A 14,134-nucleotide genomic window follows, 5' to 3' on the forward strand; every position below is an offset into this window, starting at 1 on the left:
CGTTGGACGGCCGGGCTACGAGGCGGTCAGCTCGGACGCGTACGGCGGTTCCGCGCCGGCCCGCGAGCAGGTGATCGCCGCGGCACGGGCCGCGAAGCGCAGCAGTTCACACCAGTCGTCGGCGTCCAGGGCGGCTGCCGCCTCCGGGGAGAGAGCGTCGTGCGCGGCCAGGCCGTGCAGCAGCGCCGCGTTCACCGTGTCCCCGGCACCGATGGTGTCCACGACCTCGACCGGCACCCCTGGCACGGAATGCTGCGCCCCGTCGCGGGTGAAGACCGTCATGCCGTCGCGCCCGTGGGTGATCACCACCGCGGAGGGCCCGGAGGCCAGCCATTCCTGCGGGGTGCCGCCCAGCCACTGAGCGTCCTCGGCGGAGAGCTTGAGCAGGCACACCGACGGCAGCCAGCTCTTGAAGCGGGCCCGGTAGGCGTCGGGGTCCGGGATCAGGCCCGCGCGGATGTTCGGGTCGAGAGCGGTGAACACGCCCTGGGCGGCGGCACGGCGCATCAGTTCCTCGTAGGCGCTCGCCCCCGGTTCCAGGACTAGGGAGCAGGTGCCGAACGAGACCGCCCGCGTGCCCTGCGGCAGGCGTTCCGGTGCCGTGAACAGCCGGTCGGCGCTGCCGTCGACGTAGAAGGAGTATGCGGCCGAGCCATGGTCGTCGATCGTGGCGACGGCCAGCGTGGTCGGCTCCGGGCCCCGCTGCACCGCCGACACGTCCACGCCCGCCGCACGCAGCCCGTCGAGCAGGGCCTCTCCGAAGGAGTCGGAGGACAGACGGGAGCAGAAGGCCGTCGGGGAGCCGAGCCGGCCGAGGGCCACAGCGGTGTTGTAGGGGCCGCCGCCGAGCGCCGGCCGCAACGGTGCGAGGGCGCCCGCATCCTGCGGGACCAGGTCGATCAGGGCCTCACCGGCGACGATGATCACGAGACGGTTCCCTTCTCGGAATGGGTGTCGGGGCAGCCGCACGAGGTGCGGTGGACGAAGGTGCAGGGGAGCCGCACGGTGCGGGAGGGACGGTCCGGCGCGTCGAGACGTTCCAGGAGCAGCCGCACGGCCTCCGCGCCGATCTCCTTGCTGGGCTGGGCGACGGCGGTGAGCCGGGGCGTGAACAGATCGGCCCAGGCGAAGTCGTCGAAACAGACGAGCGCCAGGTCGTCCGGTACGGACAGCCCGTGATCGCGCAGCGCCCGCAGTGCTCCGATGGTCATCGCGTTGTTGGCGGTCACCAGGGCCGTGGGCCGTGCGGCGAGCGACAGCAGGGCGGCCGTGGCGCGCCGGCCGCCCTCCGCCGCGGAGTCGCCGTGAACGACCAGCCGCTCGTCGTGGGGGAGCCCGGCGGCCGCGAGACCGTGCCGGTACCCGTTGATCCGCTCGGTCGTGGTGCTGAACCCGGGCAGACCCGCGACCAGGCCGATCCGCCGGTGGCCGAGTCCGGCGAGGTGGGTGACCAGGCGGGCCACGGGGGCGGCGTTCTCGGCGCAGATCTGGTCGAAGCGGAAGGCGCCGTGGGTGTCCTCGTCCTCTGTGGGGGCGCCCACGGTGTCCTCGTGCGCAGCGGCAGGGGAGGCCAGGCGGTCGAGGAACACCGTCGGGACGCGGTGGCGCGCGAGGAGGGCGAGGAGCCCGCGCGGGTCCGCGGAGGGGGCGACGATCACGCCGTCGACCCGGCGCTCGTGCAGGAGCCGGACGACCTCGCGCTCGTGCTCCGGGTCGTCGTGCGGATCGGCGATGAGCAGGCCGTAGCCGTGCTCCCGGGCGCGGGCCTCGACACCCTGGAGGATCTCCGTGAAGTACGGATTGCTGATGGCCGACACCGCGAGCCCGATGGACCGGGTGCGCGAGGTCACCAGGGAGCGGGCGAGCGTGTTCGGGGTGTAGCCGAGTTCGTCGATGGCGTCCAGGACGGCCTGGCGGGTGTGGGGCAGCACGGGGCGGGTGTCGTTGAGCACATGGGAGACGGTCGCGACGGACACACCCGCGCTCCGTGCGACATCGGCCATCGTCGCCAACGTGTCCCCCTTCTCGGGCGTCAGGGCGGGAACGTATCCCATTCGGCGGCCGACGTAAACGCTTGCGCGAGCGCTTACGTCCGGGTCCGACGCCGAGCACCTTCTGTGCCGACGCTGAGCACCTTCTGTGCCCGACGTCGGGCACCGCCGGCCCGGCCGTGGGCGGAATGTCCGCCACCGGTATCGTCGGCCTGTCACCCATCCGGCGGGCACCGCCCCCTGACCAGTGGAGATCTCATGTCCGCCCGTCCCTCCGCGAGCCGTCGTACCGTTCTGCGCGGGGCGGCGCTCACCCCGGTCGCCGGGCTGGGAATCGCGGCCTGTTCGCCCGGCGGCGACTCCGGCGCGACGCAGGCCACGCCCACCGCCCCGGTCGCGCTCGGACCCGAGAGCGAGGTTCCCGCGGGGAGCGCGAAGCTGTACCGGGACGAGAACGTCGTCGTGAGCCGCGCCGCGAACGGCTCCCTGAAGGCGTACAGCACCATCTGCACGCACGCGGGATGCGCCATCAACAAGCTGGCGGGCACGACGCTGATCTGCCCCTGCCACGGAAGCCGGTTCGACGCCGTCACGGGCAAGGTGGTGCAGGCCCCGGCCACCGAGCCGCTGCACGAGCTGTCCGTCGAGGTCAAGAACGGCCGGATCGTGGCGGGCCCGACGGCCTGACCACCCTGCGGGCTCGACCGGCCGACGGCTCAGCGGGCCCGACGGCCTGACCACCGGACGCGGCTGCCTTCGCCCGACGCCTCAACGCGTCCGCCCGGCGCCTCGATGGCCCGCCCCGCCGGACGCCTGAGCGCGTCCGCCCGGCGCCTGACCGCGCCCGCCCGCCGGACGCCTGAGCGCGTCCGCCCGGCGCCTGACCGCGCCCGCCCGCCGGACGCCTGACCGCGTCCGCCCGGCGCCTGACCGCGCCCGCCCGCCGGACGCCTGAGCGCGTCCGCCCGGCGCCTGACCGCGCCCGCCCGGCGCCTGACCGCGCCCGCCCGCCGGACGCCTGAGCGCGTCCGCCCGGCGCCTCGATGCGCCCGCCCGCCGGACGCCTGACCGCGCCCGCCCGCCCGACGCCTGACCGCGCCCGCCCGAAACCGCGCCCGCCCGCCCGCCCGGCGGCAGCGCGCCCGGCGGCGGCGCGCCCGGCGGCCCAGCGCGCCCGGCGGCCCAGCGGGCTCACCGGGCCCGAAGCTCAGCGGCCTCGGATCACTCCCAGTCCCACCCGATCCCCACCATCCCCGACCGCACCCTCGGCTCCACCAGGTGCACCGAACGGTGGCTCCCGCTCAGCCGCAGCTCCTGGCGGCCGCTGCGGGGAGCGGCGGGGTTGTGCTGGCTGAACCGGTGGCAGCGCACCGGCAGCGCCTCCTCGTCGAAGCGCACCTGAAGCGCGTACTGGCCGCCCGCCAGACCGAACCCGCGGACGTATTCACAGGACGCGCCGGCGGTGCCGTCCTCGAAGGCGTAGCGGAAGAGAAACGTATCCCCAGCGTGCAGCCGGGTGCCGAAGAGCAGTTCGGCGACGAGGATGCCGGTGTCGCGGTGCCGGCGCACCCGGCCGGTGCGGCAGTTCTCCAGCGCGTGCACCGCGATCCGCTCGGGGGCGCACTCCGGGTCCCCGTGGTGGATGGCGAGATAGCGGTCCACCCCGTCCGTGTGGGCACGCACGATGTGCTGCGACTCCCTGGCCAGCAGCTCGCGGCGCGCGCCGATACGGACGTGGTCCTGAAGGCCGATGGTGTGCAGTCCGCTGTCGAGCGGCGCCTCCAGCTCAGCGAGGAGCCGCTCCAGCACGTCCGAGGCCTCCACCAGGGAGCGGTAGGACCGGCCCGTCGGACGGTCGGGGCCGGTCGGCCCGGCGGTCTCGGCGAGCAGCCGGATGAGCGACTCGTCGGGCAGCTGGAGGATCTCCTCCAGGGCCCGTACGGCGCGCAGGGACTCGGGACGCTGGGGGCGGCGCGCCCCTTGCTGCCAGTAGCTCAGGCTCGTCACCCCGACCCTGACCCCGTATCGCGACAGATGGTGCTGCACGCGTTGCAGCGGCAGTCCGCGGGCGGTGATCGCGGCGCGCAGAGCGACATGGAAGGGGCCGCCGCGCAGGGCTGCCGCCAACTCCGCCGGAACGACCGGAACGACGTCCGCGTGCTGTGTGCCGTGCCGCATACAGGGGCCTTTCTGTGAAGGTGCGCGGCGGCTGGTCGGACCGCGCGCGGGGTCGTACCGGGCCACGCCGGAGGCGTGTGAGGTCCGTTCACAAGCGAACCTCTCCGGCGGCGGCCCGAAGTTTTCCCGCATTGAAGCGTGTTGACCAAGCCCCGACAACACTTGAGTTCCGACGGACGGCGGACCATGGCCGAAGGCTGTACCCGCTGCTGTGGCGCGATCACCGACTGCTGTGCGGAGGTGCCGAAATCGGACATCCGCGGGCTCGCCGCGGGTGTGGCCGACAAGGCCGCCCCCGCGATCCGGCCGGACGGCGACTCCGCGTCGGCGCGTCGCCTTGAAGAGGGCGACCGGGCGGGCCCGGACGGCCCGGCGGGGCCGGGGCGGGATCCCGCCGGAGGTTGTCCACAGGGGCGCCGCGGTGTCGGCGCCCGCCAGTAGGGTGTGAGACATGGCCGACCCCTCCAGCTACCGACCCAAGCCGGGCGAGATCCCGGACTCTCCCGGGGTCTACAGGTTCCGGGACGAGCACCGCCGGGTGATCTACGTCGGAAAGGCGAAGAGCCTGCGTCAGCGCCTGGCGAACTACTTCCAGGACCTGGCGGGCCTCCACCCGCGCACCCGCACCATGGTCACCACGGCCGCATCCGTGGAGTGGACCGTGGTGTCCACCGAGGTCGAGGCTCTGCAGCTGGAGTACACCTGGATCAAGGAGTTCGACCCCCGGTTCAACGTCAAGTACCGCGACGACAAGAGCTACCCCTACCTCGCGGTGACGATGAACGAGGAGTTCCCGCGCGTGCAGGTGATGCGCGGCCAGAAGCGCAAGGGCGTGCGCTACTTCGGGCCGTACTCCCACGCGTGGGCGATCCGCGACACCGTGGACCTGCTGCTGCGTGTGTTCCCCGTGCGCACCTGCTCGGCGGGCGTCTTCAAGAACGCCGCCCGCACCGGCCGCCCCTGTCTGCTCGGCTACATCGGCAAGTGCTCCGCGCCCTGCGTCGGCCGGATCTCGCCCGAGGACCACACCGAACTGGCCGAGGAGTTCTGCGACTTCATGGCCGGCCGCACGGGCGCGTACCTCCGCCGTCTGGAGAAGCAGATGACGGAGGCCGCCGAGGACATGGAGTACGAGCGGGCCGGCCGTCTGCGCGACGACATCGAGGCCCTGAAGAAGGCCATGGAGAAGAACGCGGTCGTGCTCACCGACGCGACCGACGCCGATCTCATCGCGGTCGCCGAGGACGAGCTGGAGGCGGCCGTGCAGATCTTCCATGTGCGCGGCGGGCGCGTGCGCGGTCAGCGCGGCTGGGTCACCGACAAGGTGGAGGACGTCACGACCGGCGCTCTCGTCGAGCACGCCCTCCAGCAGCTCTACGGCGAGGAGACGGGCGACTCCGTGCCCAAGGAGGTCCTCGTCCCCGCGCTGCCCGACCCCATAGAGCCGGTCCAGGACTGGCTCACCGGCCGCCGCGGGTCCAACGTGTCGCTGCGCATCCCCCAGCGCGGCGACAAGAAGGCGCTCATGGAGACCGTGCAGCGCAACGCCCTGCAGGCGCTCGCCCTGCACAAGACCAAGCGCGCCTCCGACCTGACCACCCGCTCCCGCGCCCTGGAGGAGATCGCCGAGGCACTGGACCTCGACAGCGCCCCGCTGCGCATCGAGTGCTACGACATCTCGCATCTCCAGGGCGAGGACGTGGTGGCCTCCATGGTCGTCTTCGAGGACGGACTGCAGCGCAAGAGCGAGTACCGCCGCTTCCAGATCAAGGGCTTCGAGGGCCAGGACGACGTCCGCTCCATGCACGAGGTGATCACCCGCCGCTTCCGGCGCTACCTCGCGGAGAAGGAGAAGACGGGCGAGTGGGCGGACGGGGAGATCGCCCCGACCGAGGACGACGGACGGCCCAAGCGGTTCGCCTACCCACCGCAGCTCGTGGTGGTCGACGGCGGGCAGCCGCAGGTCGCCGCCGCCCGTCGGGCCCTGGACGACCTGGGCATCGACGACATCGCCGTGTGCGGTCTCGCCAAGCGTCTGGAGGAGGTCTGGCTGCCGGAGGAGGACGACCCGGTGGTTCTGCCCCGCACCAGCGAGGGTCTGTATCTGCTCCAGCGCGTCCGGGACGAGGCCCACCGCTTCGCGATCACCTATCAGCGCACCAAGCGGGCCAAACGCATCAGGTCGAGCCCCCTGGACGAGGTGCCGGGACTCGGTGACACCCGTAAACAGGCGCTCGTGAAGCATTTCGGCTCGGTGAAAAAGCTGCGATCCGCGACAATCGACCAGATTCAGGAGGTCCCCGGGATCGGCCGCAAGACGGCCGAGACGATCGCCGTGGCCCTCGCCCAGGCGGCTCCGGCCGCACCCGCCGTGAACACGGCGACTGGAGAGATCATGGAAGAGGAAGAATCCGGGACGATGCCGGGTTCCCCCGGGGAGCCCGTGTCCGCGGGTGCCCCGGACGAGCGACGGGGGCAGGAGACATGACTGAGCACGACCAGAGCGCAGAAGAACGCTCAGCCCAGGGCCAGACCGCCCCGAGCGAGATGGGCGAGGACCGGACGCAGGCGACGGTCCAGGAAAACGGAGAACAGGTGAGTAGTGAGACGGCCGGGGCGGCCGACGCGGGCATCCCCGAGCTGGTGATCATCTCCGGCATGTCCGGCGCCGGCCGTTCGACGGCCGCCAAGTGTCTGGAGGACCTCGGCTGGTTCGTCGTCGACAACCTGCCTCCCGCGCTGATCCCCACCATGGTGGAGCTGGGCGCCCGCTCCCAGGGCAACGTCGCCCGGATCGCGGTCGTCGTGGACGTCCGCGGCCGGCGCTTCTTCGACAACCTGCGCGAGTCCCTGGCCGACCTGGAGGCCAAGCACGTCACCCGGCGGATCGTCTTCCTGGAGTCCTCCGACGACGCCCTGGTCCGCCGCTTCGAGTCGGTGCGCAGGCCGCATCCTCTGCAGGGCGACGGCCGCATCGTCGACGGGATCGCCGCCGAGCGCGAGCTGCTGCGCGAGCTGCGCGGCGACGCCGATCTGGTGATCGACACCTCCAGCCTGAACGTGCACGAGCTGCGCGCCAAGATGGACGCCCAGTTCGCCGGCGAGGAGGAGCCCGAGCTCCGGGCCACCGTCATGTCCTTCGGGTTCAAGTACGGCCTGCCGGTCGACGCCGACCTGGTCGCGGACATGCGGTTCCTGCCCAACCCGCACTGGGTGCCGGAGCTGCGCCCCTACACCGGCCTCAACGAGGAGGTCGCCGCGTATGTCTTCAACCAGCCCGGCGCCAAGGAGTTCCTCGACCGGTACGCCGAGCTGCTCCGGCTCATCGCGGCCGGGTACCGCCGTGAGGGCAAGCGCTATGTGACGATCGCCATCGGCTGCACGGGGGGCAAGCACCGTTCCGTCGCCATGTCCGAGAAGCTGGCCGCCCGCCTGGCCTCCGAGGGAGTGGAGACCGTGGTCGTGCACCGGGACATGGGGCGCGAGTGACCGGACGAACTCTGCGGCTGAGCAGGCTGCGCCGAGTGGTGCCCGAGGGCCGCGGCGGCAGGCCGCGCCGCCGCGGCACCCAGCCCAAGGTGGTCGCCCTCGGCGGAGGCATGGGCCTGTCCGCCTCGCTCGCCGCTCTGCGCCGGATCACCGGCGACCTCACCGCTGTCGTCACCGTCGCCGACGACGGCGGCTCCAGCGGGCGTCTGCGTGACGAGCTGGGCGTGCTGCCGCCCGGCGACCTGCGCAAGGCGCTGGCCGCGCTGTGCGGCGACGACGACTGGGGCCAGACCTGGGCCCGTGTCATCCAGCACCGCTTCCACTCCCGGGGCGATCTGCACGACCACGCGGTCGGCAATCTGCTGATCGTCGCCCTGTGGGAGCAGCTCGGCGACCATGTCCAGGCCCTCGACCTGGTGGGCAGGCTGCTGGGCGCCCACGGCCGGGTGCTGCCCATGTCCGCCGTCCCCCTGGAACTCCAGGCCCTGGTCAAGGGCCACGACCCGGAGCACCCGGACGAGGTCGGCACCGTACGGGGACAGGCGACCGTCGCGCTCACCCGGGGAGAGGTGCAGTCGGTGCACCTCGTGCCGCCCGACCCGCCGGCCGTGCCGGAGGCCGTCGCCGCGGTCCTGGACGCCGACTGGGTGGTGCTCGGGCCCGGCTCCTGGTTCTCCTCGGTGATCCCGCATCTGCTCGTGCCCGAGCTCCTGGACGCGCTCATGGAGACCAAGGCCCGTCGGGTGCTGTCTCTGAACCTCGCGCCGCAGCCGGGAGAGACCGAAGGGTTCTCACCGCAGCGTCATTTGGAGGTTTTGGGACGACACGCCCCTAAACTCGCCCTGGACGTGGTGCTGGCCGACCAGGCCGCGGTGCCCGACCGCGCCTCGTTGACCGAGGCCGCCAAGCGGTTCGGCGCAGCGGTCGAGCTGGCGCCGGTGGCTCGTACCGACGGAACCCCGCGGCACGACCCGGAGCTGCTGGCCGCCGCGTACGACCGTATTTTTCGGATGCATGGAAGGATCGGCCCATGGCGATGACGGCAGCGGTGAAGGACGAGATCTCCCGGCTACCCGTCACCCGGACCTGCTGCAGAAAGGCGGAGGTCTCGGCGATCCTGCGGTTCGCGGGCGGACTGCACCTGGTCAGCGGACGCATCGTGATCGAGGCGGAGCTGGACACGGCGATGGCGGCCCGGCGTCTCAAGCGGGACATCCTGGAGATCTTCGGCCACAGCTCCGAACTGATCGTGATGGCCCCCGGCGGACTGCGCCGCGGCTCCCGCTATGTGGTGCGCGTGGTGGGCGGCGGCGACCAGCTCGCCCGGCAGACCGGCCTGGTGGACGGCCGTGGCCGCCCGATCCGCGGCCTGCCCCCGCAGGTGGTCTCGGGGGCCACCTGCGACGCCGAGGCGGCCTGGCGCGGCGCGTTCCTGGCGCACGGCTCGCTGACGGAGCCCGGCCGCTCGTCCTCCCTGGAGGTGACCTGCCCCGGCCCGGAGGCCGCGCTCGCACTGGTCGGCGCCGCCCGCCGCCTGTCGATCGCCGCCAAGGCCCGGGAGGTGCGAGGCGTGGACCGCGTCGTCGTCCGGGACGGTGACGCGATCGGTGCGCTGCTGACCCGGCTCGGCGCGCACGAGTCCGTGCTCGCCTGGGAGGAGCGGCGGATGCGCCGCGAGGTCAGGGCCACGGCGAACCGCCTCGCCAACTTCGACGACGCCAATCTGCGCCGCTCGGCCCGTGCCGCCGTCGCCGCCGGCGCGCGTGTCGCCCGTGCCCTGGAGATCCTCGGCGAGGAGGTCCCGGAGCACCTCGCGGCGGCGGGGCGGCTGCGCATGGAGCACAAGCAGGCCTCCCTGGAGGAGCTGGGCGCCCTCGCCGACCCGCCGCTGACCAAGGACGCGGTCGCGGGGCGTATCCGCCGGTTGCTGGCGATGGCCGACAAGCGCGCCGCGGACCTGGGCATCCCGGGGACGGAGTCCAACCTCACCGAGGAGTTGGCGGACAACATGGCGGGCTGACGAACACGCCCTCCGAGAGGCCGGTGCCGACGCCCGTTCGGGGCGTCGGCACCGGCCTGTTTGTGTGTCCTTGGGGCGCTCTTGACTCGATCATGAATTGTCATGAGCCTGGCACGTGCTCGCCGCCGTGGCGAGCCACTGCTAGGGGGGTCCATGAGACACAGAGCGAGATCGATCCTCGCCGTCGGCGCACTCCTGCTCGGCGGAGCGGGTCTCGCACCCATAGCCCAGGCGCAGACCGGCACGTCCCCGGCGCCCGATCCGGACGAGGTCGGGGTCTATCGGGCCGACATCACCCAGAAGCAGATACCCCTGCTGCTCCAGGCCGGGCAGGACGGCCGTGAGCTCGGGCAGCGGACGACCGGGCACGGGCGGAGCACCGTCGAGGTCTACCTCACCGGCCGGCAGGCGCGAAAGCTCAGGAAGCAGGGCGTGTCGCTCACCGAGCACACCCTGTCCGTCAAGGCGGAGAAGCGGGTCGAGGACGCCTCCCAGGGCGTGTTCCGCCCGTACAGCGGCAAGGGCGGCCTGGAGGAGGAGATCGTCGCGACCGGCCGGGCCCATCCCGGTCTGACGAAGGTCGTCTCCATCGGCAGGACCGTACGAGGACAGGACATCCTCGCGCTCAAGCTGACCAAGAACGCGAAGACCTCCCGGGACGGCTCCCGGCCCTCCGTGCTCTACCTGGCGAACCAGCACGCGCGCGAGTGGATCACTCCGGAGACGACCCGCCGGCTGATGCACTACTACCTGGACCACTACGCCATCGACCGGCGCATCAAGAAGATCGTCGACTCCACGGAACTGTGGTTCGTGCTCTCCGCCAACCCCGACGGCTACGACTACACCTTCAAGGAGCCCGCCACGCGCCTGTGGCGCAAGAACCTGAGGGACGCCAACGGCGACGGCGTCATCGGAGTCGGCGACGGGGTCGACCTCAACCGTAACTTCGCCTACAAGTGGGGCTACGACGACGAGGGTTCGTCCCCCAACCCCACCAGCCAGACCTATCGCGGACCGAGCCCCGCGTCGGAGCCCGAGACCCGGGCGCTGGACGCCTTCGAAAAGCGCGTTCGGTTCACCTACGGCATCAACTACCACTCCGCGGCCGAGCTGCTGCTGTACGGAGTGGGCTGGCAGGTGGCCACGCCGACCCCGGACGACGTCCTGTACAAGGCGCTCGCCGGCACTCCTGACAACCCGGCGATTCCCGGCTATCACTCCCAGGTCTCCTCGGAGTTGTACACCACGAACGGCGAGGCGGACGGCCAGGCCGCCAACGTCAACGGCATGGCGATGTTCACCCCCGAGATGTCGACCTGCCAGACCGCCTCGAACACCGACCCGAACGACGCCTGGAACGCGGCCGACTGCGCGTCGGTCTTCAACTTCCCCGACGACGAGAAGCTGATCCAGCAGGAGTTCGAGAAGAACGTTCCGTTCGCACTCTCCGTCGCCGAGACCGCCACCCACCCCGACCGGCCGTCCTCGTCGGTCGCCCTCGACGCGCCGGACTTCACCCCGGCCGCGTTCCCGACGTCGTACGCGCGCGGTGCGAACCAGGAGGTCTCCGTCGTCGTCCGCAAGTCGGTGCGCGACAAGGAACTGAAGTACCGCGTCAACGGCGGTCGTACCCGGGACATGGCGCTCCGGCCCTGGAAGGGCGGCGAGACGTACGGCGGCGACGACAACCTCTACTTCGACGAGTACCGGGCCGAGGTGAAGGACGGCGGCCCGGGCGACCGGGTCGAGGTGTGGTTCACGGGCGAGCCGCGAGCGGCAGGAAGACATCCAGCCCGCACTTCACGTACACCGTGGCCGGCCGGCCGAAGGCGGACGTCCTCGTGGTCGCCGAGGAGGGCGCCAAGGCCACCCAGGCGCGGACCTACGTCGACGCGCTGAGGGCGAGCGGACGCACGGCGCTCGTCTGGGACGTCGCCACCCAGGGTGCCCCCGACGCGCTAGGCGTCCTCGGTCACTTCGGCACGGTCGTCCACTACACGGGCGCGGGCATCCCGGGCAACGCCACCCAGCTCCAGCTGCGCGCCTTCCTCAACGAGGGCGGGAGACTCATCGAGGCGGGCGAGCAGGCGGGCGGCGCCGTCGACCTCGGTGACGGCACCCTCTCGGACGACTTCAGCCAGTACTACCTGGGCGCCTACTCGCGCACCTCGACCCCGGGGGCCACCGGATTCACCGGTTCCGGCGCGCTCGACGGAGTCACCGGGACGCTCGGCGAGGCGCCCGGCAACCCCCTGGACAGGGCCGGCACCTACGGCGTCACCTCGGACCGGCTGCCCGCCGGGACATACCCCCGGTTCGCGAGCGCCGGTGCGGGCCAGTTCGCCGGCACCGTCAACCCGTACGGGCCCTACGCCGGCTCGTCCATGGCGGCGGCCGTCCACACCGACGACGGGTACAAGCGGCTCACCCGCAGCCTCGACCTCACCGAGGTGACCGCCGCCGACCGGCCCGCGCTGCGCACCCGGCTGCTGTGGGACACCGAGCCCGGCTACGACCACGCCGTGGCCGAGATCCACACCCTCGGGGCCGACGACTGGACCACGCTGCCGGAGGCCGGGGGCGCCACGAGCGACGCCGTCCCGGCGGACTGCGGGGCCGGGTTCCTCGTCGGCGAGCACCCCTGGCTCAAGCACTATCTGACCGTGACGGCGGGCGGCTGCGCCGCGACCGGCACCACCGGCGCCTGGCACAGCCTCACCGGCGCCTCCAGCGGCTGGCAGCAGGTGACCTTCGACCTGAGCGCCTACGCCGGCAAGACGGTCGAGGTCTCGCTGAGCTACATCACCGACCCGAGCACCGGCGGCCGAGGCGTCCTCGCCGACGACGCCTCGCTCGTCGTCGGCGGCAGCGCCACCGAGACCGAGGGCTTCGAGGTCTCCCTCGGTGCCTGGAACGTGCCCGGCCCGCCCGCGGGCAGCCCCGCCGTCCTCAAGGACTGGGCGCGCACCGGGGCGCTGTTCCGCACCTACGGCGCGGTCACCACGGACCGCACCGTGCTCCTCGGTTTCGGCCTGGAGCACATCATCTCGGCGGCCGACCGGACCGCGCTGATGGGCAAGGCGCTCGCCGCTCTCGACGGCTGACCCCCTGTAGTCAACGGCAGTTGGTTCCGTATCGCCGGAAGGGGTGATGGGGCCTGCAGAGCAGGGCGGTCCGTACCCCTACTGGCGGGTACGGACCACACTGCCGTGTATGAGCCATCTCGATGTCACTCCGGGGGCCTCAGGGAGGTAGGGTCGTAGGCGGTCGGGGACATCCCAAACAAAGCTCGCCGGCGTCGAAAGCCGGCGTACCACGAGGAGATCGGTTCGTGACGATCCGCGTAGGCATCAACGGCTTCGGCCGCATCGGTCGTAACTACTTCCGCGCGCTGCTGGAGCAGGGTGCAGACATCGAGATCGTGGCTGTCAACGACCTGGGTGACACCGCGACCACCGCTCACCTGCTGAAGTACGACACCATCCTCGGCCGCCTCAAGGAGGAGGTGTCCCACACCGAGGACACCATCACCGTCGGCGGGAGGACCATCAAGGTCCTGTCCGAGCGCAACCCGGCCGACATCCCCTGGGGTGAGCTGGGCGTCGACATCGTCATCGAGTCGACCGGCATCTTCACCAAGAAGGAAGACGCCGAGAAGCACATCGCCGGGGGCGCGAAGAAGGTCATCATCTCGGCCCCGGCCAAGAATGAGGACGTCACCATCGTCATGGGCGTCAACCAGGACGTCTACGACCCGGCGAACCACCACGTCATCTCCAACGCCTCCTGCACCACCAACTGCGTGGCGCCGATGGCGAAGGTCCTCGACGAGAACTTCGGCATCGTCAAGGGTCTGATGACCACGGTGCACGCGTACACGAACGACCAGCGCATCCTGGACTTCCCGCACAAGGACCTGCGCCGCGCCCGCGCCGCCGCCGAGAACATCATCCCGACCACCACCGGTGCCGCCAAGGCCACCGCCCTGGTCCTGCCGCAGCTCAAGGGCAAGCTGGACGGCATCGCCATGCGCGTCCCGGTCCCGACCGGCTCGGTCACCGACCTGGTGGTCGAGCTCTCCCGCGAGGTCACCAAGGAAGAGGTCAACGCCGCCTTCCAGAAGGCCGCGGAGGGTGAGCTGAAGGGTCTGCTCGAGTACACGGAGGACCCGATCGTCTCCTCCGACATCGTCAACGCCCCGGCGTCCTGCACCTTCGACTCCTCCCTGACCATGGTCCAGGACGGCAAGAACGTGAAGGTCATCGGTTGGTACGACAACGAGTGGGGCTACTCCAACCGCCTCGTCGACCTGACGGTCTTCGTCGGCAACCAGCTCTGATCGCCGAAGCAGGCACCTTGATGTGAGAACAGGGCTCGGGCAGCGCACGCGCGCGCTGCCCGAGCCCTGACTCACGTGCAGCGAGCGGCTCCGCCCACGGCGGGGCCCCTTGTG

10 protein-coding genes and 1 pseudogene are annotated in these 14,134 nt (G+C 71.7%); 8 read left to right on the top strand and 3 right to left on the bottom strand.

Features of this window, described 5'->3' with window-relative positions; all coding sequences use genetic code 11:
- Window positions 1-15: 15 nt before the first annotated feature.
- Both ACFY2Z_RS02120 and ACFY2Z_RS02125 read right to left on the bottom strand, forming a co-directional pair.
- Window positions 16-927 carry a carbohydrate kinase gene (locus ACFY2Z_RS02120; RefSeq protein ID WP_390742247.1) on the bottom strand — a complete coding sequence of 304 codons (912 nt, stop codon included), beginning with the start codon at window positions 925-927 and terminating at the stop codon, window positions 16-18.
- The gene (locus tag ACFY2Z_RS02125; RefSeq protein ID WP_390742248.1) at window positions 924-2,012 is read right to left on the bottom strand and encodes a LacI family DNA-binding transcriptional regulator; all 1,089 of its coding nucleotides are present in this window, start codon (window positions 2,010-2,012) and stop codon (window positions 924-926) included. The genes ACFY2Z_RS02120 and ACFY2Z_RS02125 overlap by 4 nt, the downstream gene beginning before the upstream one ends.
- A 237-nt stretch (window positions 2,013-2,249) precedes the next feature.
- On the opposite strand from ACFY2Z_RS02125, the gene ACFY2Z_RS02130 reads away from it, so the two are divergent.
- Entirely contained in the window at window positions 2,250-2,678 is a 429-nt protein-coding gene (locus tag ACFY2Z_RS02130) for a Rieske 2Fe-2S domain-containing protein (RefSeq protein ID WP_390742249.1), read from the top strand.
- A 534-nt stretch (window positions 2,679-3,212) separates the two neighbouring features.
- Here the strand turns inward: ACFY2Z_RS02130 and ACFY2Z_RS02135 are convergent.
- Entirely contained in the window at window positions 3,213-4,169 is a 957-nt protein-coding gene (locus tag ACFY2Z_RS02135; RefSeq protein WP_390742250.1) for a hypothetical protein, read from the bottom strand.
- A gap of 186 nt (window positions 4,170-4,355) precedes the next feature.
- Here ACFY2Z_RS02135 and ACFY2Z_RS02140 point away from each other — a divergent pair, with 186 nt between their 5' ends.
- The 7 genes and pseudogenes from ACFY2Z_RS02140 (at window position 4,356) to gap (ending at window position 14,020) form a co-directional block, all read left to right on the top strand.
- On the top strand, window positions 4,356-4,610 hold the full coding sequence (locus ACFY2Z_RS02140; RefSeq protein WP_390742251.1) for a hypothetical protein: 255 nt from the start codon (window positions 4,356-4,358) through the stop codon (window positions 4,608-4,610).
- A gap of 10 nt (window positions 4,611-4,620) precedes the next feature.
- On the top strand, window positions 4,621-6,657 hold the full coding sequence (gene uvrC, locus ACFY2Z_RS02145) for an excinuclease ABC subunit UvrC (protein WP_390742252.1): 2,037 nt from the start codon (window positions 4,621-4,623) through the stop codon (window positions 6,655-6,657).
- Window positions 6,654-7,658 carry an RNase adapter RapZ gene (rapZ, locus tag ACFY2Z_RS02150; RefSeq protein ID WP_390742253.1) on the top strand — a complete coding sequence of 335 codons (1,005 nt, stop codon included), beginning with the start codon at window positions 6,654-6,656 and terminating at the stop codon, window positions 7,656-7,658. The genes uvrC and rapZ overlap by 4 nt, the downstream gene beginning before the upstream one ends.
- On the top strand, window positions 7,655-8,698 hold the full coding sequence (gene yvcK / locus ACFY2Z_RS02155) for a uridine diphosphate-N-acetylglucosamine-binding protein YvcK (RefSeq protein WP_355903572.1): 1,044 nt from the start codon (window positions 7,655-7,657) through the stop codon (window positions 8,696-8,698). Before rapZ ends, yvcK begins: the two co-directional genes overlap by 4 nt.
- The gene (gene whiA, locus ACFY2Z_RS02160; RefSeq protein WP_390742254.1) at window positions 8,689-9,678 is read left to right on the top strand and encodes a DNA-binding protein WhiA; all 990 of its coding nucleotides are present in this window, start codon (window positions 8,689-8,691) and stop codon (window positions 9,676-9,678) included. Before yvcK ends, whiA begins: the two co-directional genes overlap by 10 nt.
- Before the next feature lie 153 nt (window positions 9,679-9,831).
- Window positions 9,832-12,785, top strand: a pseudogene (locus ACFY2Z_RS02165) (M14 family zinc carboxypeptidase).
- Between the two features lie 227 nt (window positions 12,786-13,012).
- Entirely contained in the window at window positions 13,013-14,020 is a 1,008-nt protein-coding gene (gene gap / locus ACFY2Z_RS02170) for a type I glyceraldehyde-3-phosphate dehydrogenase (RefSeq protein WP_311697109.1), read from the top strand.
- Window positions 14,021-14,134: the final 114 nt, after the last annotated feature.

Origin of the sequence: Streptomyces sp. NPDC001222 (assembly GCF_042896945.1) — a bacterium.
Classification (GTDB): domain Bacteria; phylum Actinomycetota; class Actinomycetes; order Streptomycetales; family Streptomycetaceae; genus Streptomyces; species Streptomyces gibsoniae.

Coding starts and splice junctions, on each gene's coding strand:
- ACFY2Z_RS02130 (WP_390742249.1), top strand. CDS start 2,250: ATGTCCGCCCGTCCCTCCGCGAGCCGTCGTACCGTTCTGCGCGGGGCG.
- ACFY2Z_RS02135 (WP_390742250.1), bottom strand. CDS start 4,169: ATGCGGCACGGCACACAGCACGCGGACGTCGTTCCGGTCGTTCCGGCG.
- ACFY2Z_RS02140 (WP_390742251.1), top strand. CDS start 4,356: ATGGCCGAAGGCTGTACCCGCTGCTGTGGCGCGATCACCGACTGCTGT.
- uvrC (WP_390742252.1), top strand. CDS start 4,621: ATGGCCGACCCCTCCAGCTACCGACCCAAGCCGGGCGAGATCCCGGAC.
- rapZ (WP_390742253.1), top strand. CDS start 6,654: ATGACTGAGCACGACCAGAGCGCAGAAGAACGCTCAGCCCAGGGCCAG.
- whiA (WP_390742254.1), top strand. CDS start 8,689: ATGGCGATGACGGCAGCGGTGAAGGACGAGATCTCCCGGCTACCCGTC.